We start from the raw sequence: 24,638 nt of genomic DNA, 5'->3' as shown, positions 1-24,638 counted from the left end.
CGACATGCGTTTACGGTGGTCGCGGACCGAAGGGGCGGCACATGGCCGACGTCGTGGAACTGATCTGCTATCCCGTCAAGGGGTGCGCGGGCACCTCGACGAACGATGCGCTCCTGACACCGGCGGGCCTTGCCCACGACCGCACCTTCATGGTCATCAGCGAGGACGGAACCTTCCGCACGCAACGCCGGCACCCCCGCCTGGCCCTGATCCGGCCCGCCGTCAGCGGCGACGGCTCTCGGCTCACGCTTGAAGCGGCCGACGGCACCGGCCATTTCGGCACGCTGTGCCTCGACGTGACGACGACCGCGCCGCCCCGCGACGTCGACCTGTTCGGCACCCCCTTCCAGGGGATCGACCAGGGCGGCGAAGCCGCCACCTGGCTGTCGGAGTTCCTCGGCACCCCCAGCCGTCTGGTCCGTGTGCCGCCGGAGCACGACCGAATCACCGACGGCCTGACCCCTGGCCCGTCCGGCTTTGCCGACAGCAGTGCGGTGCACCTGCTGTCCCGCGCCTCCCTCGCCCTCCTCAACCAGCGGATGGCCGAGCGCGGCGCCCCGATCCTGCCGATGAACCGATTCCGCCCGAACATCGTCGTCGGCAGCCGCGGCGGTCACGGCCACGACGGCGTCGACTGGGCCGCCCCACCGCACGGCGAGGACCGCGCACGCCGCATCACCGTCGGCGATGCCGAGTTGGGCTTCGCCAAGCTCGCGGTGCGCTGTGCCGTCACGCTGGTCGAGCAGGAGACCGGAGCAAGGCGAGGGCCTGAGCCGCTGCGCACCCTCGCGAGCTACCGACGGGCCTCGGGCGGCGGCGTGGTGTTCGGTGCGAAGTTCTCCGTGGTCACGCCGGGGAAGCTGTCGGTGGGCGACGAGGTGGTCGTCCGGGAGTGGGGCGACGCCGATCTGCGGAACTCCTGACGAACGTGGACCGCATTCCTAGGTCTGCTGCCGCTCGTCGCGCCGCGCCTGTTCCCGGGCATGGTGGCCCAGGGCCGCGCTGCGGCTCGTCGACAGATGGTGCAGGACCAGTTCCTGGACGCGCTCCACGTCGCGTTCCGCGATGGCCTGGTAGAGGGCCTCGTGTTCCAGGGCCACGGCCATCAGGTCGTCGTGCTGGCCCATGAGCCAGCGCAGGCGGCTGTGCAGGACCCGTTCGAGTTCGTTGAGCAACTCGTTGGCGGCCAGCGAGATCACCGTCTGGTGGAAGTCGGCGGCCGCGCGGCGGGCCCCCACCGCGTCGTCGGCGCGGGCCGCGTCGAGTTCGGCGTCCACCGTCGCCCGGAGCCGTTCAAGACCGTCGCGGGTGTGCCGCCCGGCGGCGAGCCGGAAGGCCAGGGTCTCCAGGCCCGAGCGGACCTCGTCCAGGTCGGCGATGTCGCTCGTGGTGAACTCCCGCACCACCGCCCAGGACCGCGGCCGCGGCGTCACCAGCCCCTCCGACACCAGTGTCCTCAGGGCCTCCCTGACGGGCAGCCGGCTCACGCCCAGCGCCTCGGCCAGCTCCCGCTCGACCAGGCGGCTCCCCGGTCGCCGCACGCCGTCCACGATCTCGTCGCGCAGCCGTCGCGTGACCCGCTCGGACTCGGGCATGAAGCCCTGTGACGCAGCCATCGCCGTCCTTCGTCCCTCTTCCCGTTCCGAGCCGCACGACCGCGCCGTGCGGAGCGGCGGTCGGGCGGCCCGTCAGAATACCCCGGAGCCGGCCGCCGGCCGGGGCGCGGGAGGACTTGGTGCGGGGTCAGCCCACCCGTGGGGGCCAGTTGACGATCCGCTTGGCACGCGGGGGCGCGTAGGTGCGCACCTTGGACGTGGACAGGCCGAGCCGGACCAGGGACTCGGCGACCGTCACGGCTGCCGTGACGCCGTCGACCACGGGGACACCGGTCCGTTCCACCACGCGTTCGGCGAGCCCGGCCATGCCTCCGCAGCCCAGGCAGATCACCTCGGCCCGGTCGTCCTCGACCGCGCGGGCGGCCTGTTCGGTGATGGCGTCCACGGCGGCCTGTTCGTCCCGTTCCAGTTCGAGCACCGGCAGTCCGCTGGCGCGCACCGAGGCGCACCTCGCGCTCAGGCCCGCCACCTCCAGCCGCTCCTCGATCAGCGGGACCGTACGGTCCAGGGTGGTGACGACGGAGTAGCGGCGGCCCAGGAACTGGGCGGTGCTCGCGGCGGCCTCGGTGATGTCGACGACGGGTACGTCGAGCAGTTCCTGGAGCCCTTCGCGGCCGTGCTCCCCGTAGCCCGCCTGGATCACCGCGTCGAACGGCTCCGGGTGGGCCCGGACGGTCTCCATGACGGCGACGGCGGCGAGGTAGCTCTCGTAGTTGCCCTCGACGGACTCCGCGCCGAAGGCCGGGGTCAGCGGCACGATCTCGGTGCCCTCGGTGGCCGCGGCGGCGGCCTGCTTGCCGATCGCGTCGGTGATGGACTGCGTGGTGTTGACGTTGACCACGAGGATGCGCATGGGTGGGCCTTCTGCTCGGGCGGGAGGTTCCGCGGGTCGCCGCGCGGCGGCGGGGCCGGTTCGCGGCGACGGTGGGGCCGTGCCGCTACGGCGGAGTTGCTTCGCGGCGACGGCGGACTTGCGGCGGGTGTTGCGTGGCGGGGGCGGGTCGCTGTGGCGGGTGTTGCGTGGCGACGGCGGGCCGCTGCCGCGCGACGACATCGGTTCCCGGCGACGGCGGGCCGACGGCCCTGCGGCGGGACCGCTCCGCGGCGACCGCGGACCCGGGGCGCCACGGCGGGCCCGCCCCGCCGCAAGCGCCCCGCCGCAACCGCGCCGTGGCTACTCCGCCGCCACGGCGATGGCCTCGCCGTCCACGTCGCGGATCGGTGAGGCGCGGTCCGCGATGACCGCGTACAGCGAGGCGGCGACGATCGCTCCGACGAACCAGGAGAACCCGGCCGCGGCGTGGAAGTAGGGGACGAGGGCGACCACGACGGCGACGGCGGCGCTGGGGACGAACGCGGCGACGGCGCGCGGGTTGTAGCCGCGGCGGTAGTGGTACTCGGCGCCCGCGTCCTCCGTGTAGAGGGCCGGCACGTTCACCCGTGACTTCCGCAGCAGCCAGTAGTCCGCCATGATCACGCCGAACAGCGGGCCGAGCAGCGCGCCGAGCCCGCCGAGGAAGTAGTTGACGACGACCGGGCTGTTGTAGAGGTTCCAGGGCGTGATCACCAGGCCAAGCACCGCGCTGACCAGACCGGCGCGGCGGAAGTCGAGCCGGTGCGGGAAGAGGTTGACCAGCGCGTAGATCGGCGCGACGAAGTTGGCGAGCAGGTTCACCGCCACCGTGAGGGCGATCAGGCAGAGCGAGGCGACGGCCAGCAGGAACATGTTGGGGATGGTCCGCACGATGTCCGTCGGACTGGTGATGACGTGCCCGTCGAGGCTGAACTGGGCGCCGCTGAGCACCGCCACGATCACGGCGAAGAAGAGCATGTTCACCGGGATGCCGATCACGTTCCCGCGGACGATCGAGCCCCGGCTGCGCGCGGAGCGGGTGAAGTCGCAGAAGTTCAGCACGAACGTCCCGTAGATCACCACCCACAGCGCGGCGGCCTGCAACACCTGGAGCCACATGGCGCCGCCGGTGAGCGGATCGTCGACGGACACGGAGATCGAGCCGTCCGCCCGGACGAACATCCACACCGCCAGGGCGCACATGGTGAGCAGTGTGGTGGGCGCCGCGAAGGCCATGTACCGGCGGATCATCTGCATGCCGTAGCTCACGATGAGCACCTGGAGGGCCCACAGGACCAGGAAGGTGATCCAGCCGAGCGTCGACTGCCCGAGCAGGGAGTTCGTGTCCAGGCGGGCCAGCCCGGGGAACATGGCCACCAGGAGGGCGCTCAGCACCGCCGCCGCGAGATAGGTCTGGATACCAAACCAGGCGATCGCCACGACGCCCCGGACGACCGCCGGAATCTTCGCCCCCTTGATGCCGAACGCGATCCGGCTCATCACCGGGAACGGTACGCCCGTCTTGTGGCCCATGAATCCGGACAGGGTGAGCAGGAGGAAGAGCAGGACCGAGGCGAGCGCGAAGGCGGCGAGGATGCCCCACACGTTGAGCCCGAGGGCGAACAGTCCGATGGCGAAGGCGTAATTGCCCAGGCTGTGCACGTCGTTGGCCCAGAGGGTGAAGACGTTGTACGCGCCCCAGCGGCGCCCTTCACGCTTGGTCGGGGCCAGGTCGTACGTGTAGAGGCCGGAGCTGGTGGCGGTGTCGCTGGACTCCGCGGACGAGCGGCGGTCTTCCAGGGCAGTCATACGGGACTCCTGGGATCAGGATGCGGGGAGTTGGAGAGTTCCACAAAGCGGAAGCGGCTTTCCGATGAACAGAACGTAGTTTTCGCCAAACCGCACCGTCAAGAGGTCTACGGCAAATGGAATACCATTTCTCGCCCTGTTGACAGCCCTGCGGCGTCTCCCTAACCTGACGCCCCGCCATTACATCGATGTAAAGCTGCGGAAAGGGACCCCACCGTGCCCCCCAGCCCCTCACGCCATCCCCGCACGCACGCCGGCCTGCTCGTCGCCGCCCTCCTCGGGCTGCTCGTCGGTCTGCTCCCCGGACTCACCGCCCAGGCCGGCGCCGCGCCGTCCGCACCCGAACCCGGTGCCGGCGCCGCCGCCGCGGCCGGCGCCTTCCGCAACCCGCTCAACAGCGGGCCCGACCCCTTCATGACCAACTGGAAGGGCAACTACTACCTGACCACCACCCAGGGCGGCAGCATCAAGATGTGGCGCTCGCCGTTCCTGGGCACCCTGGCCGCGGCCGACCCCGTCACCGTCTGGACGGACACCGACCCCTCGCGCAACCGCAACATCTGGGCGCCGGAGTTCTACCGCTTCGGCGACCGCTGGTACCTGTACTACACCGCCGACGACGGCGTCGACGAGCACCACCGGCTGTACGTCCTGGAGTCGGAGCGCGACGACCCGACCGGCCCGTATCACTTCAAGGCCAAGCTCGCCCCGCCCAACCACGCCGACGACTTCGCCATCGACGCCGGCGTCCTCCAGCTCGGCGGGCGCCTCTACCTCGCCTACAGCGGCATCAACCAGTACCAGCACAACGGGCTGAACATCGCGCCGATGTCCAACCCGTACACCGTCTCCGGCGACGCCGTCGCGATCAACGCGGCCGGCGGCTGCCCCGAGGTGCGGGAGGGGCCGGAGTTCCTCTACCGCAACGGGCGGGTGTGGATGACCTACTCGGCCTGTGACACGGGCAAGCCGGACTACCAGGTCTGGATGATGTCGATGCCGCTGACCTCCGACCCGCTGGTGCCGGGCAACTGGCGGCAGCACCAGGGCGCGGTCTTCTCCCGGGCCGACGACCGGGGCGTGTTCGGGCCGGGCCACCACGCCTTCTTCCAGTCCCCGGACGGGACCGAGGACTGGATCGTCTACCACGCCAAGACGACGTCGGTGAACACCTACAGCAACCGCACCACCCGGGCCCAGAAGTTCACCTGGCGGGCCGACGGCAGCCCCGACTTCGGCCGTCCGCTCGCCATGGGCGCCACCCAGGACCTGCCCTCCGGCGACCCCGGCTCGGGCAACTACTGGATCAACGACGACGGCCGCTCCAGCGGTGCCGGGAGCGTCACCTACACCGGTGCCTGGAACTCCGGTTCGGGCTGCGCCACGCAGTGCTTCTGGGGCGACGACCACTGGAGCGACCGGGCCGGCGCCACGGCCACCTTCTCCTTCACCGGCACCCGCATCGCGCTGCTCTCGGTCAAGGACACCGGCAACGGGTACGCGGCCATCAGCGTCGACGGCGGTCCCGAACAGCGGGTGGACTTCCACAACCCGATCCGCGTCGGTGAGGCGGTGCAGTACATCAGCCCACGGCTCGCGAACGGCAGGCACACCTTGCGCGTCCGGGTCACGGGGGAGCACAACTCCCAGTCGGGGGCGTCCTTCGTGAGCGTCGACCGCGCCGAGGTCTACACGAACTGACCCGCCGGGGCGGACCGCCCGTCAGCGCCGATCGTGGCCCTCCGTGCTCTCCCTCAGGACGAGCCGGTGGGCCACGATGCGGTCCTGGGGCGACTGCACCCCCGGCTCCGCGTCGGCCCGCACGCCGTCCGGGTCGGTCGCGTCCTCGATGCGGCGTTGCAGCAGCTCCACGGCGACCTTCGCCACCGCCGCCTTGTCCGGGGCCACCGTGCTGAGCGTCGGCACGCTGAACCGCCCGCCCTCCACGTCGTCGAAGCCGATCACGGCGACCTCACCGGGCACGTCCACCCCGTGCTCGTGCAGCGCGCGCAACGCGCCCAGCGCCAACTGGTCGTTGAGGCAGAGCAGCGCGTCGGGCCGAACCCCGTCGTGAAGCAGCCGCGCAACCGCCCGTGCTCCGGCGGGCATCCGGAAGGAGTCGACCGGGACCACCAGGGACGGGTCGTAGGCGATGCCCGCTTCCGTCAGGGCGGCGCGGTACCCGCGGGTGCGGGCCTCCGCCGTGCCCAGGCCCGGGGCGTCGACCCCGCCGACGGCCAGCACGGTGCGGCGGCCGAGGCCGATCAGATGCCTGGTCGCCTCGCGCGCGGCACGCTCGTTGTCGATGGCCACGTGGTCGGCGCCCTCCTCCAGCAGCTCCCCGAGCAGGACGGTCGGCGGGAAGCCCGAGCGGTCGCGCAGGTCGTCGGCGGTCAGGGCGAGCGGGCTGAGGATGATCCCGTCCACGAAGGTGGAGCCGAACCCGGCCAGCGCCGCCAGCTCGTGGGCGCGGTCCGCCCCGGACTGGTGGATCAGGACGGTCAGGGAGCGCTCCTCGGCCTCGCGGATCACATGCCGGGCCAGTTCGGCGAAGTACGGTATGTCCAGTTCCGGGACGACGAGTGCGATGATGCCGGTTCGGCCCTTGCGCAAGTGGCGGCCCGCCAGGTTCACCCGGTATCCGAGCTGTTCGATGGAGTCCCGCACGACCCGCCTCGTCCGGTCCGAGACGTGGGCGTAGTCGTTGATGACGTTGGACACCGTCTTCTCCGAAACGCCCGCGTGACGTGCGACGTCCTTGATCCTGGGCCGTGCCACCGAGACCTCCCTGCCTCTCGTGCGGTGCATGAGTCTATGTCCCGGCGGCCCGGACGGTCTCCGTGCGGGCCGCCGGGACGCCGATCTCACGGTCACGGTCGCCGCTCCCCGGCCTCAGCTCTTTACAGCCAATGTACATCGATGTAAAAACTAGCCACCGCATGAGCTCCGGCCGTCGAAAGGTCCGCGATGAGTTCTCGTTCGCCCCTCCAGGGGGTGCCGGCCGTGTCCGACCCGCTACGCCGCCTCAGCCGCCGACGGCTGTTGCGCCACGCCATGGCCGGGACGGGGGCCCTCCTCGCCGCCGGGCCGCTGTCCGGCTGCGCCTCACCGGCCTCGGCCTCCGGGGCGTCCGCGCTGAGCGTCTGGGACCTGTTCCAGGGCGGCGACGGCATGCTCATGGACGAGATGATCGACGCCGTGTCCAAGGGCGACGACGGCTTCGACGTGGACCGCACCATCCTGGACTGGGGCCCCTCGTACTACACCAAGCTGGCCATGTCCGCCGCCGGCGGCCGCGCCTCCGACGTGGCCGCCATGCACCTGTCCCGGCTGGCCGGCTACGCGCCCGGCGGCCTGGTCGACCCCGTCGACCTGGACCTGCTCGCCGAGTTCGGCGTCACCGAGAAGGACTTCACACCGGCGGTGTGGTCGCGGACGCGGCACGAGGGCACCGTCTACGCGATCCCGCTGGACGTCCACCCCTTCATCGTCTTCTACGACAGGAAGGCCGCGGAGAAGGCCGGGCTCCTGGACTCCTCCGGCGCGCTCGCCCCCATGGGCTCGCCCGAGGCCCTGCTGGAGGCGGGCAAGGCCCTCGCCGAGGCCACCGGGCAGTCCGGCATCCTCTTCGGCCACGTCACCGACACCGCGCAGAACTGGCGCCTCTTCGCCGGCCTGTACGCGCAGACCGGAGCCGAGTTCGACCTGCCGGACGGCGGGCCCGCCCGGATCGACGTCGACGCCGCCGTCCGCGTCGTGACCCTCATGACGCGGCTCTTCGACGGGAAGACCAACCCCAACAACCTGGACTACAACGGCGCGCTGGCCGCCTTCACCGGCGGTCGCGGCGGCATGGCCATGCTCGGCGAGTGGGAGCTGCCGACGCTGAAGGAGTCCGGCATCGACCTGGGCGCCGCGCCCTTCCCGCAGGTCTTCGACAAGCCGGCCGTCTACACCGACAGCCACAGCTTCGTCCTCCCGCACCAGGAGCACCCCGACCCGGCCCGGCGCCGCGAGGCCCACCGGTACATCGCGGCGATCCTCAAGCAGAGCCTCACCTGGGCGAGCGCCGGTCACATCCCCGCGTACCAGCCCGTCCTCGCGGAGCCCGAGTACGCGGCCCTCGAACCGCAGTCGTCCTACGCCGACGCCGCGAAGGTGGCGGTGCTCGACCCGCCCAACTGGTTCGTCGGAGCCGGTTCGAACTTCCAGAACCGGATGTGCCAGCCGCTCCAGTCGGCGCTGCTGGGCAACACCTCCCCCGAGAAGGCGGTGCGGCAGATGGTCCGCGAGGCGGACTCGCTGCTCCAGCAGCCCAACCCGGTGGCCTGACCCAGCAGAAGGAGTGACCGACGTGACCACCACCGCACCGCTCGGCGCCGAGGAGCGGACCGACCCCGCCACCGGCCCCGCGGACGGCCGCCGTGCCGTCCTGCGCCGGATACGCCCCGGCAACGGATTCGTCTTCGTCCTGCCCTTCCTGCTCGTCTTCGGCCTCTTCATGGTCTGGCCGATCGTGCAGGGGCTCTGGATGAGCTTCACCGACAGCTCGCTCGCCCTGCGCGACACCGCCTTCGTCGGCTTCGACAACTACACCGAGGCCTTCGGCGATCCGGACGTCTGGAGCAGCCTCGGCAACACCGTCTTCTTCACCGCCATCTCCAGCGTCCCGCTCGTGCTGGTCGCCCTGGCCATGGCGCTGCTCGTGCACAGCGGGCTCGCCGGACAGTGGGCCTGGCGGCTGGCGTTCTTCGCCCCCTACCTGCTGCCGGTCACCGTGGTGACCCTCATCTGGACCTGGCTCTACCAGCCGGAGCTGGGCCTGGGCAACCAGCTCCTCGACAGCTTCGGCATGGCGCCCGTCGGCTGGCTGTCCGACGAGTCCGTCGCCATGTGGTCCATCGCCGGCCTCACCGTCTGGTGGACGGTCGGCTTCAACTTCCTGCTCTATCTCGCCGCGCTCCAGTCCCTGCCCACCACCTTCGACGAGGCGGCGGCACTCGACGGGGCCGGCGCGTGGCGGCGGCTGTGGTCCATCACCCTGCCGCAGCTGCGCAGGACCACCGGGCTGGTGGCCATGCTCCAGATCCTGGCCTCCCTCAAGGTGTTCGACCAGATCTACATCCTCACCAAGGGCGGCCCCAACGGCTCCACCCGCCCCGTCCTGGAGTACGTCTACGACGTCGGCTTCACCGGCTACCGCCTCGGCTACGCCTCCGCCATCTCGTACCTCTTCTTCGCCCTGATCATCGTCGTCTCGCTCGTGCAGTTCCGTCTCTTCCGCCGGGAGGACTGACCGTGTCCGCAACCGCCACCCCCGTCCGCGCACGGCGGCGTCCACCCCGTGAGGCGTCCGGCGCCCCCCTGCTCCTCGGCCACGGCCGGCTGCCCCGGATCCTGGCCGGCACGGCGCTCGTCGTCCTCGCGGTCGTCTGGCTGGTGCCCTTCCTGTGGGCGATCGCCACCTCCGTGCAGAGCGAGAAGGACGTCGCCACCACCGGGCTGTCCCCGTTCAAGGGCGCCTTCACCCTGGACGCCTACCAGGAGATCCTGGAACGCGGGAACGTCTCCGTCTGGGCCTTCAACAGCTTCCTGATCGCCGGGCTGGTCACCCTGATCACCGTGGTGGTCTCCACGCTGGCGGCGTACGGCTTCTCGCGCGGCACGTTCCGCGGCCGGCGGGCACTGCTCGCCGTCACCGTCGCCGCCATCATGATCCCGCCGCAGCTGCTCGTCGTGCCGCTGTTCGACCAGATGTTGCTCTTCAACATGGTCGACACCTACGCGGCGGTCATCCTGCCCCAGGTCGTCGCGCCGATGATGGTGTTCATCCTCAAGCGGTTCTTCGACGGCATCCCCAAGGAGCTGGAGGAGGCGGCCCGGATCGACGGCGCCTCCGAGTTCCGGGTCTTCCGGTCGATCGTGCTGCCGCTGTCGCGGCCGATCGTGGCGGCGGTCGCGATCTTCGTCTTCATCGGGGCCTGGAACAACTTCATGTGGCCGTTCATCGTCACCAACGACCCCGACCTGATGACCCTCCCGGTGGGACTGGCCACCGTGAAGGACGCCTACGGCATCCAGTACGCGCAGTCCATGGCGTCCGCCCTGCTGGCCGCGCTGCCGCTGATCGTCGTCTTCCTCCTCTTCCAGCGCCGCATCGTCAACTCCGTGGCCACCACCGGCCTCGGCGGTTCCTGACCCTCCTTCCTCATCCCCTCACAGCTGTACACCCGGGTCCGGCGTCCGAGCGCCGCCCCACCGATCGACTGGAGCATGTGTGTCCACTCACTCCGTACCGCGCCCGGAGTACCCGCGACCGCAGTTCGTGCGCCGCGACTGGCTCAACCTGAACGGCGCCTGGCAGTTCGAGACCGACCGGGGGGACAGCGGCCTCGACCGCGGGCTCCTCGACCGCGAGCTGCGCGACGAGATCCTCGTCCCCTTCCCGCCCGAGTCCGAGCTGTCCGGCATCGGCGACACCGACTTCCTGGAGGCCGTCTGGTACCGGAAGGCCCTCACCCTCCCCGCCGCCTGGGCGGGACGCCGCGTGCTCCTGCACTTCGGCGCCGTCGACCACGACACCACCGTGTGGGCCGACGGCAAGGAGGTCGTCCGGCACCGCGGCGGCTTCACCCCCTTCACCGCCGACCTCGGCGACATCGCCGGAGCGGGCGAGGAGGTCGTGATCACCGTCCGGGCCCGCGACCCCAAGTCCGGCCCGCAGGCCCGGGGCAAGCAGGCCGTCAAGTACGCCAACCACGACTGCAACTACACCCGGGTGACCGGCATCTGGCAGACCGTCTGGCTGGAGCCCGTCCCCGACGTCCACCTGCGCCGCCCCCGGATCACCCCCGACCTGGCCGGCTCCGCGTTCCACCTCGAACTGCCCCTGTCCGGCAACCGGCCCGGCCACAAGGTACGCGCCGTGCTCAGCGACGCCGCCGGCGAGGTGAGCCGCGCCGAGGCGCGCGCCGACCTGGACCTCGCCCCGCGCCTGCACCTGCCGGTGCCGGACGACCGGCGCCGCGAGTGGGGCCCCGAGGACCCGCACCTGTACGACCTGCGTCTCGAACTCCTCGACGCGGCGGGCGAGGTGGTCGACAGCGCCGAGAGCTACGCCGGTCTGCGCGCCGTCGGTCTGCGCGGCAAGGCCGTCCTCATCAACGGGCGTCCGCTCTTCCAGCGTCTCGTCCTCGACCAGGGCTGGTACCCGGACGGGCTGATGACCGCCCCGACCGACGAGGCACTGGTCAAGGACATCGAGCTGGGCCTGGCGGCCGGGTTCAACGGAGCCCGGCTGCACCAGAAGGTGTTCGAGGAGCGCTTCCTCTACCACGCCGACCGCCTCGGCTACCTGGTCTGGGGCGAGTTCGGCGACTGGGGCTGCGAGACGGGCGGCTCCTCGGGCGACAACCAGAAGCCCGACGCCTCCTACGTCGCCCAGTGGCTGGAGGCGCTGGAGCGCGACTACTCGCACCCCTCGATCATCGGCTGGTGCCCGCTGAACGAGACCTACCAGAAGCTGCACGACCGGATGACCCAGCTCGACGACGTGACCCGGGCGATGTTCCTGGCGACCAAGGCCATGGACACCACCCGGCCGGTCGTGGACGCGTCCGGCTACGCCCACCGGGTCGCCGAGACCGACATCTACGACTCCCACAACTACGAGCAGGACCCGGCCGCCTTCCGGGAGCTGATGTCCGGCCTCGCCAAGGACGCGCCCTTCGTCAACGCCTACGAGAACGGCGCGCCCTACTCCCAGCCCTACCGGGGACAGCCGTACTTCGTCAGCGAGTTCGGCGGCGTCTGGTGGGACCCCGAGGCCGCCGCCGAACTCTCCGGCGAGGACCGCACGGTCTCCTGGGGCTACGGGGAACGCGTCCGCAACGAGGACGAGTTCCACGAGCGGTTCGCCGGCCTCACCGGGGTGCTGCTGGAGGACCGGGACATGTTCGGCTACTGCTACACGCAGCTGACCGACGTCTTCCAGGAGCAGAACGGCATCTACCGGTTCGACCGCGGGGAGAAGCTCGACGTCGCCCGCGTGCGGGCCGCGCAGCTCCGCCCGGCCGCGATCGAGGAGCAGGACCAGGCGTGACGCGACCCGGAGGGGGCCGGGAGCGGACACCGCTTCCGGCCCCCTTCCCCTCCTGTCAGAAGGGCCGGTCACCCGCGATGGCGACGCGTTCGGCGACCCGGCGCTCGGAGCCGTAGTCGCCCACCGCGTAGTGCTGGGTGGCCCGGTTGTCCCAGAAGGCGACGTCGCCGGCCTGCCAGCGGAAGCGCACCTGGTACTCGGGCACGTGCGCCTGCTGGAAGAGGAAACGCAGCAGCCGGTCGCTCTCGGCCCGGTCCATGCCGGTGATACGGGTGGTGAACGACGTGTTCACGAACAGCATGCGCCGCCCCGTCTCGGGGTGGGTGCGCACCACGGGGTGCTCCACGGGCGGGAAGAGGTTCTGGTGCGGGGCCAGCCGCTCGGGCCCGTAGAACCTGGCGAACCCGGGGATGAAGTCGTGCACGGCGCGGGCGCCGTCGACGCGCTCCTTCACCTCCGGCGGCAGGTTGTCGTAGGCCGCCGCCATGTCCGCCCACATCGTGTCCCCGCCGAACGGCGGGACCTCGCGCAGCTGGAGCACGGCGCCGAGCGCGGGCCGCTCCCGGAAGGTGACGTCGGTGTGCCACACGTTCTCGTACGTCGGCGCACCCCCGGCGCCCTTGTCGAACCGGACGACGTCCGCACTGGCACCTGCGCTGAGCAGGGGATTGGTCTCCAGCTCGCCCCAGTGTCCCGCGAAGTCCCGCTGCTGGCCCGAGGTGAGGTGCTGGCCGCGGAAGAAGAGCACCTTCCACTCCAGCAGGGCGTGGTTCAACTCCTCGCGCAGGGTGGCGCCGAGCGGGCGCGAGAGGTCGACGCCCCGGATCTCGGCGCCGATGGTGCGCGCCTGCGGAACGACCTCGAAGTGCTCGTAGGGCCGCTCCCGCCACCCCTCGGGCAGCCGGCGCAGGACGCGCCGGCCCTCGTACATTCCGTCCCCCGGGATGCGCGCTTCGCGCAGGACGGTGCTCGGGTCTGCGGCCGTGACGGTCATGGGAGTCCTCCCCTGGTGCGGTGGTCTGGGCGTTACCGGGCCATGGCGGTACGACGTCGTCGCCCGACGGCCGGGAAAATGTGAGGGTTCCGGAGCGTGTCGGCGTATCGCCCAAGAACGCTTCGCCGGAAGAAGAACCGACCGGGCCCCGACGCGTCGCGCGTCGTGCCTGCGGTGCGGGGGACGGCCGTTATCGGCCGGAGCGCTCACATCCGGTTCGTTCGGGCACGCGGGGACACTCCGCCGTGGTGCCGAACCGGTATGTGGTCATGGCCCCGATTGTGTGATCTCCGCTCGTCCCTGTCAACGGCGCCGGACCGGCCGGGGCGCGAACGGGAGCATGTCGTCGCCCTCGGGCCGCACCACGCCGTAGCTGCCCTCGGGCACCTTGTTCCAGACGCCGGGCAGGTCGCCCAGGGGCTCCGAGACGATCAGGCGGGTCTCGTCGGACGCCTCCCGCAGGAACGGCACGTCGGGATGGAGGGCGCGCACGCTCTCCACCCGCGAGCTGTAGTAGAGCGACCGGGAGTCGGCCTGGGTGGAGTAGCGGAACGCCCACAGGCGCCGCCCCTCGGTCACCGCGACGGTCATCTGCACCGGGTACTCCACCCCGTGCTCGTGACCGACCTCCTCCACCAGCCCCGCCATCCGCGCCACGGCTCCCGGCGGGTCCTCCTCCAGGCCGAAGGTGAGGGCCAGGAAGAACATCATCTCCGAGTCCGTCGACCCCTCGATGTCCGGGTAGAGACGCGGGTCGACGGCCAGCGCCAGGTCCCGGCGGAGCTTGTGGAAGTCGGCGATCGCACCGTTGTGCATCCATATCCAGCGTCCGTGGCGGAACGGATGGCAGTTGGTCTGCTGCACCGCGCTGCCCGTCGACGCCCGGATGTGCGCGAAGAACAGCGGCGAGCGGACATGCCCGGCGATCTCCCGCAGGTTGCGGTTGCTCCACGCGGGCCCGATCTCCCGGACGATCGCGGGCGTCCCCATCTCGGGGCCGAACCAGCCGACGCCGAACCCGTCCCCGTTCGTCGTCTCCACCCCCATCCGGGAGTGCAGGCTCTGGTCGATCAGCGAGTGCTGCGGCTCGTAGAGGATCGTCTCCAGCAGCACGGGGGTCCCCGAGTAGGCGAGCCATCGGCACATCGTCCGCCGCCTCCCTGGCGTCGTCAGTCGACCGGCCAGGTGTGGACCGGGGCGTTGAGATGCATGTAGTCCATGTACTGCTGCGTCATGCGGCGCAGCGCCTCGTGGCGGCTCGGCCGGGCGGTGGCGTCGATGTGGTGGAACATCTCCTTCTGCCACACCGCGCCGTTGCGGCCGGTGACGCAGCGCTGCTCGATGATCCCGAGCAGCGGCTCCCGCCACGCCGAGTCCATGCCGGACAGCTCCAGCCCCCGGTGCGCCAGCGGCAGCAGCCGCCGCAGCACCAGCTCGGGCACGGTGACCTCGCCCATGCCGGGCCAGTAGAGATGGGCCTCGATGCCCTGCCGGGCGGCGGTGTGCAGGTTGTCCTCGGCGACCGAGAAGGACATCCGCGACCACACCGGCCGCTCCTCCTCCACCAGGGCACGGGTCAGGCCGTAGTAGAAGGCCCCGTTGGCGAGGGTGTCGGCCACCGTGGGACCGGCGGGCAGGACGCGGTTCTCCACCCGGACGTGCGGCTTGTCGTGGGCGACGGCGTAGACGGGCCGGTTCCAGCGGTAGATGGTGCCGTTGTGCAGGGTCAGCTCGCCCAGGTCGGGGACGTCGCCGCGGTCCAGCGTGTCGGCGGGGTTCTGCTCGTCGCAGAGCGGCAGCAGGGCGGGGAAGTAGCGGAGGTTCTCCTCGAAGAGGTCGAAGACGCTGTTGATCCACCGCTCCCCGAACCACACCCGTGGCCGCACCCCCTGTGCCTTGATCTCCTGCGGCCGGGTGTCGGTGGCCTGCTCGAACAGGGGGATACGGCTCTCGTGCCAGAGTTCCTTGCCGAGCAGGAAGGGCGAGTTCGCCGCGAGGGCGACCTGGACCCCGGCGATCGCCTGGGCGGCGTTCCAGTAGTCGGCGAACTCCTCGGGCGCCACCTGGAGGTGGAACTGCGTGCTGGTGCACGCTGCCTCGGGCGTGATGGTGTCGGCGTAGGTGCGCAGGCGGTCCACGCCGTCCACCTCGATGTGCAGGTCCTCGCCCCGGGCGGCGAACACCTGGTCGTTGAGGAGCCGGTAGCGCGGGTTCTCCGACAGGGCCGCCTCGCCCACGTCCGACTGGCGCAGCGTGGGCAGGATGCCGATCATGATCAGGTGGGCGCCGACCGACGCGGCGCGGTCCTCGGCGTGGTTCAGGGCGGCCCGGATCTCGGTCTCCCAGGCGTCGGGACCGCCCGCCGTCAGCCGGCGGGGCGGGATGTTGATCTCCAGGTTGAAACGGCCCAGCTCGGTGGCCCAGGCGGGGTCGGCGATCGCCTCGAGCGCGTCGCTGTTGCGCATCGCCGGCTCACCCCGGTCGTCGACCAGGTTCAGCTCGATCTCCAGGCCCACCTGGGGACGCTCGGTCTCGAACCGCGACTCGCGCAGCATCTGCGCGAAGGCCTCCAGGCACTCCTGCATCTTGATCCGGTACCGGCGGCGGTCCTCGCGGGTGAAGACCACCGCCGGGACGTCCCGTCCCATCGGCCCTCCCGGGGTTGCCGTCGTCGGACACCTCTCCACCCCAGCGTCGCACCACCCGGCCCACCCCACCAGACGGGGACGGGGCCCACCGCGGCGTACGCGGTGGGCCCCGTCCCTGCGGGTCTGCTGCGGACGATCAGCCCTTGAAGAGGCCGGACTCCCGCACGGTGATCTTCGCGGAGGTGCGGCCCGACGGCGAGGAGCCGTAGGTCTCGATCCGGTCGACCAGGTCCGTGCCGTCCACGACCTTGCCGAAGACGACGTGCTTGCCGTCCAGCCAGGGGGTGGGAACGGTGGTGACGAAGAACTGCGAGCCGTTGGTGTTCGGACCCGCGTTCGCCATGGAGAGCAGGTAGGGGCCGGTGTGCTTCAGCTGGAAGTTCTCGTCCGCGAACTTCTCGCCGTAGATGCTCTTGCCACCGGTGCCGTCGCCGCGGGTGAAGTCACCGCCCTGGAGCATGAACTGCGGGATCACGCGGTGGAACGGGGAGCCCGCGTAGCCGAAGCCGTGCTCGCCGGTGGCCAGCTCGATGAAGTTCTTGGCGGTCTTGGGGGTGACGTCCTCGAAGAGTTCGAAGACGATGCGGCCCGCATCCTGGCCGTCGATGTCGATGTCGAAGTAAACCTTGGAATTGCTCATCGGACCATTGTGACGTGCGACCCCCCGCGATGCCGAACCGGCTACCCGTTCAGCGTGTGGCGAGCAGTTCCAGCGTGTCGATCACACGGTTCGAGAAGCCCCATTCGTTGTCGTACCAGGCGACGACCTTGACGTGCCGGCCGTCGACGCGGGTCAGCGCCGAGTCGAAGATCGAGGACGCCGGGTTGCCGGTGATGTCGGAGGAGACCAGGGCGTCCTCGGAGTACTCGAGAACGCCCGCGAGCGGGCCCTCGGCGGCGGTGCGGTAGGCCGCCAGCACGTCCTCGCGGGTCACGTCGCGGGCGACGGTCGTGTTCAGCTCGACGATCGAACCCACCGGGACCGGCACGCGGATCGAGTCGCCCGACAGCCTGCCGTCCAGGTTCGGCAGCACCAGGCCGATCGCCTTGGCGGCGCCGGTGGTGGTCGGCACGATGTTGACCCCGGCGGCGCGGGCGCGGCGCGGGTCGCGGTGCGGGCCGTCCTGGAGGTTCTGCTCCTGCGTGTAGGCGTGCACCGTCGTCATGAAGCCGTGCTCGATGCCGGCCAGCTCGTCGAGCACCGCGGCCAGCGGCGCGAGGGCGTTGGTGGTGCAGGACGCGTTCGAGACGATCGTGTGGGCGGCCGGGTCGTACGCGTCGGTGTTCACGCCGTACGCGAGCGTCACGTCGGCGCCGTCCGACGGCGCGCTGACCAGGACCTTCCTCGCGCCCGCGGTGAGGTGGCCGCCCGCGGCGGCGGCCGAGGTGAAGCGGCCGGTGGCCTCCAGCACGATGTCGACGTCCAGTTCGGCCCACGGCAGCCGGGCGGGCTCCCGCTCGGCCAGCACCTTGATCCGGCGGCCGTCGACGACGAGGGTGTCCCCGTCCACGCTCACGGGGCGCCCGAGCCGGCCGGACGTCGAGTCGAACGCGAGCAGCCGGGCCAGCGCGGCCGGCTCCGTGAGGTCGTTGACGGCGACGACCTCGATCTTGGAGTCGCGTTCGAGCAGTGCGCGCAGCACGTTCCGTCCGATGCGGCCGAATCCGTTGATGCCGATGCGCGTCATGAGCGCTGTCCCTTCGTTGCGCGGCCAGGTCCTTCGCCACCAGGCTCGCGCGCCGCGTCCGCCGACGGCAGCGGCGTGAGTGCCACGGTTCGCAAGGATCGCGCCAGGGCACGAGAGCGGGGGCGGTCAGTCGCCCCGGGCGAAGGTGCGGCGGTACTCGCTGGGCGTGGTGCCGAGGATGTGCTGGAAGTGCAGGCGCAGATTGGCACCGGTCCCGAGGCCGACGTCCACGGCGATCTGCTCCACCCCGCGCTCCGAGCGTTCCAGCAGCTCACGGGCCATGTCGATGCGGGCCCGCAGCACCCACTGCATCGGCGTGTAGCCCGTGTCCTCGACGAAGCGCCGGGACAGGGTGCGTGCCGACACCGTCGCGTGCCGGGCCAGGGCCTCCAGGGTGAGCGGCTCGCCGAGGCGGCGCAGCGCCCACTCGCGGGTCGCCGCGAACCGCTCGCCCAGCGGCTCGGGCACGCTGCGCGGCACGTACTGCGCCTGGCCGCCGCTGCGGTAGGGAGCGGCGACGAGGCGCCGGGCGGCGTGGTTCGACGCGGCCACGCCGAGATCGCCGCGCAGGATGTGCAGGCACAGGTCGATGCCGGAGGCGGCGCCGGCGGAGGTGAGCACACTGCCCTCGTCCACGAAGAGCACGTTCTCGTCGACCCGCACCCGGGGATGCTTGCGGGCGAGTGCCCGGGTGTAGTGCCAGTGCGTCGTGGCACGCCGGCCGTCGAGCAGTCCGGTGGCGGCCAGCGCGAAGGCGCCGGTGGAGATGGCGGCCAGCCGCGCGCCCCCGCCGTGGGCCCGGGCCAGCGCCTCGACGACGGCCGGCGGCGGGTCGTCGCGGTCGGGCGAACGGTAGCCGGGGATGAAGACCACGTCGGCCCAGGCCAGCGCGTCCAGGCCGTGGGCCACGTGGTACGACAGGCCGTCGCCGCCGGTGACGAGGCCGGGCGCCGCGCCGCACACCCGGACCTCGTACGGCATGCTCGCGCGCGTCGTGAACACCTGCGCCGGGATGCCGACGTCGAGCGGCTTCGCGCCTTCGAGCACGAGGACGGCGACGCGGCGCAGGCGGGAGGACGGCACGCGCCCAGCGTACGCGGGGCGCGGGTGGAATCAGCCCAGGCCGAGGGCGTCCATCGTGTGCTCGGCCATCCGCCGCTCACCGAGCGCGTTGGGGTGCACGGGGACCAGGCTGTGGCCGAAGAGGAGCGGCTCGATCCACCGGGTGCCGGGTGCCTCGCAGGCGTCGTGGCCCTCGGAGACCCCGGCGAAGTCCACGAAGGTCGCGCCGGTCTCCTCGGCGGCGCGCTCGACCACGTCGTTGAGGTGGGCCTGGATGCCCCGCAGGTAGGGCACGTCCCCGGCGGCGATCGGCAGCTTCACGAAGCAGGACGGATCGGCGGCGGCCGGTGTGATCCAGGGGTAACCCAGGGCGGCGACCCGGGCGTTGGGCGCCGCCTCCATGACGGCACGCAGGGCGGCCTTGAGCGCGGGGTAGGTGTTGTTCTCGATCTGGTCGTCGAAGGACGTGCCGTTCTTGTCCTTGCAGGGGCTGCCCTTGCCGCCGCTGAGGACGCCCGCGGAGCCGCAGGCCGTGATGGCGTTGATGAACGTGCTGTTGTCGTTGCCGCCGATGGTCAGGGTGACCAGGTCCGTGCCGGCGCTCAGCGCGTTCACCTGGGGGGCGACACCGGGGTACTGGGACTGGGTGAAGTGGGAGGTCTGGGCGGCGCCGCAGGTGACGTCCTTGAGGCGGGCGCCGGTCGCGTCGGCGATGACGTGGGGGTAGTTCGCCGTCGAGCGCAGGCAGAGCAGATTGGTGGGGTCGACCGGCAGGACTCCCGAGCCGGCGCTGTAACTGTCGCCGAGGGCGACGTAGTCGAGGGTCGGGGTCGTGGCGTGCGCGGTGGCGTCGGCGAGGCCGAGGGCCAGCACACCGACCGCAGCGGTTGTCGCGGTCATGACACGGCGCAGAGCATGCTTCGGCATGTGCTCCCTCTTCTGGAGTGCGGGGTGCGGGGTGCGGTCGGTGGTTACTGGTCGGTTCTACTTTTAAGTAATGTGCAGTGCCGTTGACTCCAAGTCAACGTTGCTGACGGAACTTCTTGCAGTGCAACCGTCGTTCGGCGCGGTCGATTGATTTTCGATCGATTCCCATCGAGAATCGATGGATGCACCGTCTCTTCATCGCCGCGCTCCGGGCCGGCATCGCCGCCGCGTTCCTGCTCGGCCTCTTCGGACAGCTCGTCGTCATACCCACGACCGCCTCCGACGAGGTCGAACGCTTCCCGCCCTACGCACCCTTCGCCGCGGCCTACGTGGCGGTGGCGGTCGTCGGCGTCCTCTGCGTCCAGGTCGCGCTGGCCGCGGTGTGGATGCTGCTCGGCATGGTCGAGCGCGATGCCATCTTCACCCGGCGGGCGTTCCGTTGGGTCGACACCGTCATCGGCGCCGCGGCCGTCGCCACGCTGCTGGCGGTCGGGGTCGCCGTCCACCTGGCCGTGGCCGAGATCCCCTCGCCCGACGACGGCATGGAGCTGATCGGCGCGCTGGGCGCCGCCGTCGTGGGCGTGGGGATCGCTGCCGCCTTCGCGATGCTCGTCGTCGTCATGCGCGGCCTCCTGCGCAAGGCGACGCGGTTGCAGACCGAGATGGCCGCAGTGGTCTGACGCCGCCTCAGCCGGGCACGGCGTCCCGCTTCCGGTCCGGCGCCGTGAGCCGGGCCCGCCGTGTCCGCGGTCCGAAGACGCTCAGCGCCACGGCGCCGACCAGCCAGGTGCCGGCGATGAAGTAGAAGACGCTCCGGTAGCCGTGGGCGTTGTAGAGGGCCGCCACGATCAGCGGCCCCGCCGCGTTCGACAGCCGGCCCAGACCGTAGGAGACACTCGTCCCGAGCGACCGGCCGCGCGTGTCGAACAGCTCGGGCGAGTAGGCGTACCCGAGGGCGGTGTAGCCGCGTTCGAAGAGGTTCACCAGGAAGCCGAAGACGATGATGAGCACCGGGTTGAACGTCAGGCCGTACAGCAGCCCGCACAGCGCGATCAGCGTGCCGAAGGCCGCCAGGCACCACTTGCGCTCGAACCGGTCGGTCACCAGCGCCGCCAGATAGGAGCCGAGCGGGGCGCCGACGGTGGTCAGCGCCACGTAGAAGACGGACTTCTCGACACTGAAGCCCTCCTTGGCCAGCAGGGTCGGCGCCCAGCTCGAGTAGCCGAAGAAGCCGATGGTCTGGGTGACCCACAGGACCGTGAGCAGCAGCGTCGGGTACAGGTACTTGCGCTGGAGCAGCAGCCGCAGCGGTGCCCTGGTCACCGGCTCCTCCTCGACCGGGGGCTCGGGCTCGGGCAGCGGACCGTGCTCGGCGGCGACCCGGGACTCGATGTCGCGCAGCACCGCCTCCGCGCCCTCGTGGTCGCCCCGGCTCTCGAGCCAGCGGGGCGACTCGGCCAGGTGCCGGGTGAACAGGACGAGCAGGATGCCGAGGGAACCCCACAGGTAGACCAGGCGCCAGGTCCAGTCGCCGAGCGGCACCACCGCGCTGGCGACGAGATTGGTGACCGGGGTGCCGCAGATGCCGATGACGATGGCGTAGGCCTGGTACTTGCCGCGGACGGCCGACGGGTACATCTCGTTGACGTAGATGACCGCGACCACGGTCATCGCCGCCAGGCCGGCCGAGGTCAGGACCCGGAAGACGGTCAGCGACACCAGGTCCCAGGCGAACGCCGAGGCGAAGGAGAAGACGCCGAAGAACAGCGTCGTCAGCAGCAGGGTCCGTTTCCGGCCCAGGCGGTCGGCGACCGTCCCGGCGACGATCGAGCCGAGGAACATGCCGACGAACGACAACGAGGTGACGTAGGCGATCTGATCGACCGTGATGCCCCACAGGTCGACGAGTTTCGGGGCGGTGGTGGCGAAGGTGTTGATGTCCGCGAACTCGAAGAAGTACGCGAACGACACGGCGAGCAGGGTGACTTTGTGGAACCGGGAGACCGGCAGCCGGTCCAGGCGGTTCAGGGCGTTGGCGTGCCGCATGGCGGGGTCCTTGTCGAGGAGGTCGGGGAGGACACGGGGCGGTTCACCGCTCGCCGGGCCAGTACAGGCGGGTCGGGTTGTCGACCAGCAGCCGGTGCCGCTGCTCCTCGGTGACGGCCACCCGCCGCACGTGGTCGACGAGGAGCCCGTCGTCGGGCATGTGGCCGGTGAGGTTCGGGTGCGGCCAGTCGGTGCCCCACAGCACGCGGTCGCCGAACTCCTCGACGACGCGCCGGGCGTGGGGCACGACGTCGGCGTACGGCTCCCGCTCGCCGTCGAGGGCGGGCGGCCCGGTCACGCTCAACCGCTCCGGGCAGGAGACCTTGACCCACACGTCGTTGCGCTCGGTGAAGCGCAGGAAGCGCGCGAACCCGGGCCCGTCCACCGGCCGCGTCACGTCCGGGCGGCCCATGTGGTCCACCACCAGCGGCGTGGGCAGCGACGCGAAGAAGCCCTCCAGCTCGGGCAGGTCGGCGGCCTCGAAGTAGAGGACGACGTGCCAGCCCAGCGGGGCGATCCGCCGGGCGATCGCGCGCAGTTCGTCCTTCGGCGAGGTGTCGACCAGGCGGCGCACGAAGTTGAACCGCACCCCGCGCACGCCCGCCGCGTGCAGCGCCCGCAACTCGGCGTCCCCGACGTCCGGCCGGACGGTCGCGACCCCGCGGGCCCGTCCGCCGCCCGCCCGCACGGCGTCCAGCATGGCGCTGTTGTCCGCGCCGTGGCAGGTGGCCTGCACGATCACCGTACGGTCGATGCCCAGGTGGTCGCGGAGCGCGAAGAGCCGGTCCTTGCCGGCGTCGCAGGGGGTGTACTTGCGGCCCGGGGCGAAGGGGAACTCGGCCTGCGGGCCGAAGACATGGCAGTGCGCGTCGACCGTGCCGGGCGGCAGCCGGAAGGCGGGCGCGGACGGGTTGGGGTGCCAGTCCAGCCAGCCCGGGGTCTTCGGGGCGAGATCGGCCATGTCAGCGCCCCTGCCGCTTCAGCAGCGCGTCGAGGCGCGGGTAGACGGAACGCGCGTTGTGCTCCTGGACGGCGGCGACCTGCTCCGCGGACAGCGCGGACGCCTCGACGTAGCGGCGGGTGTCGTCGAAGTGGTGGCCGGTGCGCGGGTCGACGTCCCGCACCGCGCCGATCATCTCGGAGGCGAACAGCACGTTGCGGGCGGGCACCACGTCCAGCAGCAGGTCGACGCCCGCCTGGTGGTAGACGCAGGTGTCGAAGAAGACGTTGCCGAGGACGTGCTCCTCCAGGGGCGGCTTGCCGAGCGCCATGGCCAGACCCCGGAACCGGCCCCAGTGGTAGGGCACGGACCCGCCGCCGTGCGGGATCACCAGCTTGAGGGTCGGGAAGTCCGCGAACAGGTCGCCCTGCACCAGCTGCATGAACGCCGTGGTGTCCGCGTTGAGGTAGTGCGCGCCGGTGGTGTGGAAGGCCGGGTTCACGCTGGTGCTGACGTGGATCATCGCCGGTACGTCGTACTCGGCCAGCTTCTCGTAGAGCGGGTACCAGGAGCGGTCGGTGAGCGGGGGAGCGGACCAGTGGCCGCCGGACGGGTCGGGGTTGAGGTTCACCGCGACGGCGCCGTACTCCTCCACGCAGCGCGTCAGCTCGGGGACGCAGGTGGCCGGGTCGACGCCGGGCGACTGCGGCAGCATGGCGGCGGGCGCGAAGCGGCCGGGGTAGAGCGCGGCGACGCGGTGGCACAGCTCGTTGCAGAGCGCCGCCCACGCGGCGGACGTGCGGAAGTCACCCACGTGGTGCGCCATGAACGACGCCCTGGGGGAGAAGACGGTCACGTCGATGCCGCGCTCGTCCATCGCCCGCAACTGGTTCGGCCCGACGCTCTCGCGCAGCTCGTCGTCGCCGATCCGCGGGTCCGGCGGCGACGGCGCCGCCGGGCCGGCGAGACCGGCGATCTGCCGCTCCCGCCACGCGGCCAGCGCCGGCGGAGCCGTGGTGTAGTGACCGTGACAGTCGATGATCATGGGCTGGGTCCTCCGGGTCGGGTCGTCGTCGACCGCGGCAGCCTCTCCCCGGCCGCGCGGGGGCCGGGAGACGACCGGACACAGAACTAACCTCGCCTTAACAAAGCCGGACGCCACCGCCGTCCACCCTGCGGACCAGGCGAAACGCACCGCCGGGCGTGGTCTACATTCGGACCGGGATATTCCGACACCAGTTCCCGGACGCGGGCGGCATCGGCGCCGACGCCGCCGGAGGGAGACGGCAGGATGCACATACTGCTGGCCGAGGACGACGACGGGGTCGCGGGCGCGCTCGTGGAGGTCCTGTACGACCACGGCCACATCACCCGGCGGGTCACCCGCGGCCAGGACGTGCTGACCTACCACCGCAGCTCCGACCTGCTCCTCCTCGACCTCGGCCTGCCCGACGTCGACGGCCTGGAGGTGCTGCGCAGGCTGCGGGCGGTCAGCGACCTGTCCGTGGTGGTGCTGACCGCGCGCGGCGACGAGCGCTCGGTGGTGCGCGGGCTGCGGCTCGGCGCCGACGACTACCTCGTCAAGCCGGTGCGCCTCACCGAGCTGCTCGCCCGCATCGAGGCCGTCACGCGGCGCGCCGCCGCACAGGCGCCGCCCGCCGCCAGGACCGTGCGCGTCGGCGACCTGGAGGTCGCTCTCGACGCCCGGCAGGTCCGGGTCGGCGGCGAGGAGGTCGAGCTGACCGCCAAGGAGTTCGACATCCTCGCCGTACTGGCCCGCCGGGCCGGGACCGCGGTCAGCCGCGAGCAGGTCCTGGACGAGGTGTGGGGCGACGCCTACCACGCCGTCTCCCGTTCCCTGGACGTCCACCTCACCCAGCTGCGCGCCAAGCTCGGCCGCCCGCGGCTGCTCAGCACGATCCGGGGCTTCGGCTTCCGGCTCGGCGACTGACGG

22 protein-coding genes are annotated in these 24,638 nt (G+C 71.4%); 8 read left to right on the top strand and 14 right to left on the bottom strand.

The window, feature by feature from the left end; genetic code table 11:
• Positions 1-41: 41 nt before the first annotated feature.
• Complete coding sequence (locus tag ACZ67M_RS28490) at positions 42-923, top strand: MOSC domain-containing protein (protein WP_469853442.1); 882 nt, start codon at positions 42-44, stop codon at positions 921-923.
• Between the two features lie 18 nt (positions 924-941).
• Here the strand turns inward: ACZ67M_RS28490 and ACZ67M_RS28485 are convergent, their stop codons facing one another.
• The 3 genes from ACZ67M_RS28485 to ACZ67M_RS28475 all read right to left on the bottom strand — a co-directional run bounded on the left by ACZ67M_RS28485 (position 942) and on the right by ACZ67M_RS28475 (position 4,278).
• Positions 942-1,616 (bottom strand): GntR family transcriptional regulator, encoded by a 675-nt coding sequence (locus ACZ67M_RS28485; RefSeq protein ID WP_361362807.1) that lies wholly within the window; start codon positions 1,614-1,616, stop codon positions 942-944.
• A gap of 127 nt (positions 1,617-1,743) precedes the next feature.
• Positions 1,744-2,469: an aspartate/glutamate racemase family protein gene (locus tag ACZ67M_RS28480; protein WP_469853441.1), complete on the bottom strand. Its 726-nt coding sequence runs from the start codon at positions 2,467-2,469 to the stop codon at positions 1,744-1,746.
• Positions 2,470-2,790: 321 nt separating this feature from the next.
• On the bottom strand, positions 2,791-4,278 hold the full coding sequence (locus ACZ67M_RS28475) for an NCS1 family nucleobase:cation symporter-1 (protein ID WP_392014609.1): 1,488 nt from the start codon (positions 4,276-4,278) through the stop codon (positions 2,791-2,793).
• A 216-nt stretch (positions 4,279-4,494) separates the two neighbouring features.
• On the opposite strand from ACZ67M_RS28475, the gene ACZ67M_RS28470 reads away from it, so the two are divergent.
• Positions 4,495-5,979 (top strand): family 43 glycosylhydrolase, encoded by a 1,485-nt coding sequence (locus tag ACZ67M_RS28470; protein WP_469853440.1) that lies wholly within the window; start codon positions 4,495-4,497, stop codon positions 5,977-5,979.
• A gap of 21 nt (positions 5,980-6,000) precedes the next feature.
• Here ACZ67M_RS28470 and ACZ67M_RS28465 read toward each other — a convergent pair whose 3' ends face one another.
• Positions 6,001-7,056: a LacI family DNA-binding transcriptional regulator gene (locus ACZ67M_RS28465; protein ID WP_385803805.1), complete on the bottom strand. Its 1,056-nt coding sequence runs from the start codon at positions 7,054-7,056 to the stop codon at positions 6,001-6,003.
• A 189-nt stretch (positions 7,057-7,245) separates the two neighbouring features.
• Between ACZ67M_RS28465 and ACZ67M_RS28460 the strand changes: the two genes are divergently transcribed.
• From ACZ67M_RS28460 to ACZ67M_RS28445, 4 genes are all read left to right on the top strand, one after another.
• Positions 7,246-8,610, top strand: a complete 1,365-nt coding sequence (locus ACZ67M_RS28460) for an extracellular solute-binding protein (protein WP_392014602.1) — start codon at positions 7,246-7,248, stop codon at positions 8,608-8,610.
• A gap of 22 nt (positions 8,611-8,632) precedes the next feature.
• Entirely contained in the window at positions 8,633-9,574 is a 942-nt protein-coding gene (locus ACZ67M_RS28455; protein ID WP_361362824.1) for a carbohydrate ABC transporter permease, read from the top strand.
• A 2-nt stretch (positions 9,575-9,576) separates the two neighbouring features.
• Positions 9,577-10,476: a carbohydrate ABC transporter permease gene (locus tag ACZ67M_RS28450; protein WP_355827345.1), complete on the top strand. Its 900-nt coding sequence runs from the start codon at positions 9,577-9,579 to the stop codon at positions 10,474-10,476.
• A 79-nt stretch (positions 10,477-10,555) separates the two neighbouring features.
• Positions 10,556-12,379 (top strand): glycoside hydrolase family 2 protein, encoded by a 1,824-nt coding sequence (locus ACZ67M_RS28445; RefSeq protein ID WP_469853437.1) that lies wholly within the window; start codon positions 10,556-10,558, stop codon positions 12,377-12,379.
• A gap of 55 nt (positions 12,380-12,434) precedes the next feature.
• Here ACZ67M_RS28445 and ACZ67M_RS28440 read toward each other — a convergent pair whose 3' ends face one another.
• From ACZ67M_RS28440 to ACZ67M_RS28410, 7 genes are all read right to left on the bottom strand, one after another.
• Complete coding sequence (locus ACZ67M_RS28440; RefSeq protein WP_469853435.1) at positions 12,435-13,373, bottom strand: TauD/TfdA dioxygenase family protein; 939 nt, start codon at positions 13,371-13,373, stop codon at positions 12,435-12,437.
• Between the two features lie 303 nt (positions 13,374-13,676).
• A complete protein-coding gene (locus ACZ67M_RS28435; RefSeq protein WP_469853433.1) occupies positions 13,677-14,519 on the bottom strand; it encodes a class II glutamine amidotransferase in 843 nt (280 codons plus the stop codon).
• 23 nt (positions 14,520-14,542) lie between these two features.
• On the bottom strand, positions 14,543-16,021 hold the full coding sequence (locus ACZ67M_RS28430) for a glutamate-cysteine ligase family protein (RefSeq protein WP_361362837.1): 1,479 nt from the start codon (positions 16,019-16,021) through the stop codon (positions 14,543-14,545).
• A 136-nt stretch (positions 16,022-16,157) separates the two neighbouring features.
• Positions 16,158-16,661 (bottom strand): peptidylprolyl isomerase, encoded by a 504-nt coding sequence (locus ACZ67M_RS28425; RefSeq protein ID WP_329469289.1) that lies wholly within the window; start codon positions 16,659-16,661, stop codon positions 16,158-16,160.
• Positions 16,662-16,710: 49 nt separating this feature from the next.
• On the bottom strand, positions 16,711-17,709 hold the full coding sequence (gap, locus tag ACZ67M_RS28420) for a type I glyceraldehyde-3-phosphate dehydrogenase (RefSeq protein WP_122617810.1): 999 nt from the start codon (positions 17,707-17,709) through the stop codon (positions 16,711-16,713).
• Between the two features lie 126 nt (positions 17,710-17,835).
• Complete coding sequence (locus tag ACZ67M_RS28415; protein WP_361362842.1) at positions 17,836-18,792, bottom strand: GlxA family transcriptional regulator; 957 nt, start codon at positions 18,790-18,792, stop codon at positions 17,836-17,838.
• Positions 18,793-18,822: 30 nt separating this feature from the next.
• Entirely contained in the window at positions 18,823-19,698 is an 876-nt protein-coding gene (locus tag ACZ67M_RS28410) for an SGNH/GDSL hydrolase family protein (RefSeq protein ID WP_392104508.1), read from the bottom strand.
• Positions 19,699-19,880: 182 nt separating this feature from the next.
• Here ACZ67M_RS28410 and ACZ67M_RS28405 point away from each other — a divergent pair, with 182 nt between their 5' ends.
• Entirely contained in the window at positions 19,881-20,378 is a 498-nt protein-coding gene (locus tag ACZ67M_RS28405; RefSeq protein ID WP_469853431.1) for a DUF2975 domain-containing protein, read from the top strand.
• A 7-nt stretch (positions 20,379-20,385) separates the two neighbouring features.
• On the opposite strand, the gene ACZ67M_RS28400 is transcribed toward ACZ67M_RS28405, so the two are convergent.
• From ACZ67M_RS28400 to ACZ67M_RS28390, 3 genes are read right to left on the bottom strand one after another with little or no spacing between them, the layout of a single operon-like run.
• Entirely contained in the window at positions 20,386-21,744 is a 1,359-nt protein-coding gene (locus ACZ67M_RS28400; RefSeq protein WP_361362851.1) for an MFS transporter, read from the bottom strand.
• Positions 21,745-21,787: 43 nt separating this feature from the next.
• Positions 21,788-22,705, bottom strand: coding sequence for an amidohydrolase family protein (locus ACZ67M_RS28395; RefSeq protein WP_469853430.1), 918 nt, complete (start codon positions 22,703-22,705; stop codon positions 21,788-21,790).
• Position 22,706: 1 nt separating this feature from the next.
• A complete protein-coding gene (locus ACZ67M_RS28390; RefSeq protein WP_469853428.1) occupies positions 22,707-23,729 on the bottom strand; it encodes an amidohydrolase family protein in 1,023 nt (340 codons plus the stop codon).
• A 246-nt stretch (positions 23,730-23,975) separates the two neighbouring features.
• Between ACZ67M_RS28390 and ACZ67M_RS28385 the strand changes: the two genes are divergently transcribed.
• Positions 23,976-24,635, top strand: a complete 660-nt coding sequence (locus ACZ67M_RS28385; protein WP_122617815.1) for a response regulator transcription factor — start codon at positions 23,976-23,978, stop codon at positions 24,633-24,635.
• Positions 24,636-24,638 lie beyond the last annotated feature (3 nt).

Source organism: Streptomyces sp. NPDC107500 (assembly GCF_055582785.1).
This window is presented reverse-complemented; position numbering and strand designations above follow the sequence as displayed.

Excerpts from the sequence above, each read along its gene's own strand:
- ACZ67M_RS28395 (WP_469853430.1), bottom strand. The coding sequence starts at position 22,705 with ATGGCCGATCTCGCCCCGAAGACCCCGGGCTGGCTGGACTGGCACCCC.
- ACZ67M_RS28480 (WP_469853441.1), bottom strand. The coding sequence starts at position 2,469 with ATGCGCATCCTCGTGGTCAACGTCAACACCACGCAGTCCATCACCGAC.
- ACZ67M_RS28440 (WP_469853435.1), bottom strand. The coding sequence starts at position 13,373 with ATGACCGTCACGGCCGCAGACCCGAGCACCGTCCTGCGCGAAGCGCGC.
- ACZ67M_RS28435 (WP_469853433.1), bottom strand. The coding sequence starts at position 14,519 with ATGTGCCGATGGCTCGCCTACTCGGGGACCCCCGTGCTGCTGGAGACG.
- ACZ67M_RS28425 (WP_329469289.1), bottom strand. The coding sequence starts at position 16,661 with ATGAGCAATTCCAAGGTTTACTTCGACATCGACATCGACGGCCAGGAT.
- ACZ67M_RS28400 (WP_361362851.1), bottom strand. The coding sequence starts at position 21,744 with ATGCGGCACGCCAACGCCCTGAACCGCCTGGACCGGCTGCCGGTCTCC.
- ACZ67M_RS28475 (WP_392014609.1), bottom strand. The coding sequence starts at position 4,278 with ATGACTGCCCTGGAAGACCGCCGCTCGTCCGCGGAGTCCAGCGACACC.
- ACZ67M_RS28430 (WP_361362837.1), bottom strand. The coding sequence starts at position 16,021 with ATGGGACGGGACGTCCCGGCGGTGGTCTTCACCCGCGAGGACCGCCGC.
- ACZ67M_RS28385 (WP_122617815.1), top strand. The coding sequence starts at position 23,976 with ATGCACATACTGCTGGCCGAGGACGACGACGGGGTCGCGGGCGCGCTC.
- ACZ67M_RS28485 (WP_361362807.1), bottom strand. The coding sequence starts at position 1,616 with ATGGCTGCGTCACAGGGCTTCATGCCCGAGTCCGAGCGGGTCACGCGA.
- ACZ67M_RS28410 (WP_392104508.1), bottom strand. The coding sequence starts at position 19,698 with ATGCCGAAGCATGCTCTGCGCCGTGTCATGACCGCGACAACCGCTGCG.
- ACZ67M_RS28390 (WP_469853428.1), bottom strand. The coding sequence starts at position 23,729 with ATGATCATCGACTGTCACGGTCACTACACCACGGCTCCGCCGGCGCTG.
- ACZ67M_RS28490 (WP_469853442.1), top strand. The coding sequence starts at position 42 with ATGGCCGACGTCGTGGAACTGATCTGCTATCCCGTCAAGGGGTGCGCG.
- ACZ67M_RS28405 (WP_469853431.1), top strand. The coding sequence starts at position 19,881 with ATGCACCGTCTCTTCATCGCCGCGCTCCGGGCCGGCATCGCCGCCGCG.
- gap (WP_122617810.1), bottom strand. The coding sequence starts at position 17,709 with ATGACGCGCATCGGCATCAACGGATTCGGCCGCATCGGACGGAACGTG.
- ACZ67M_RS28460 (WP_392014602.1), top strand. The coding sequence starts at position 7,246 with ATGAGTTCTCGTTCGCCCCTCCAGGGGGTGCCGGCCGTGTCCGACCCG.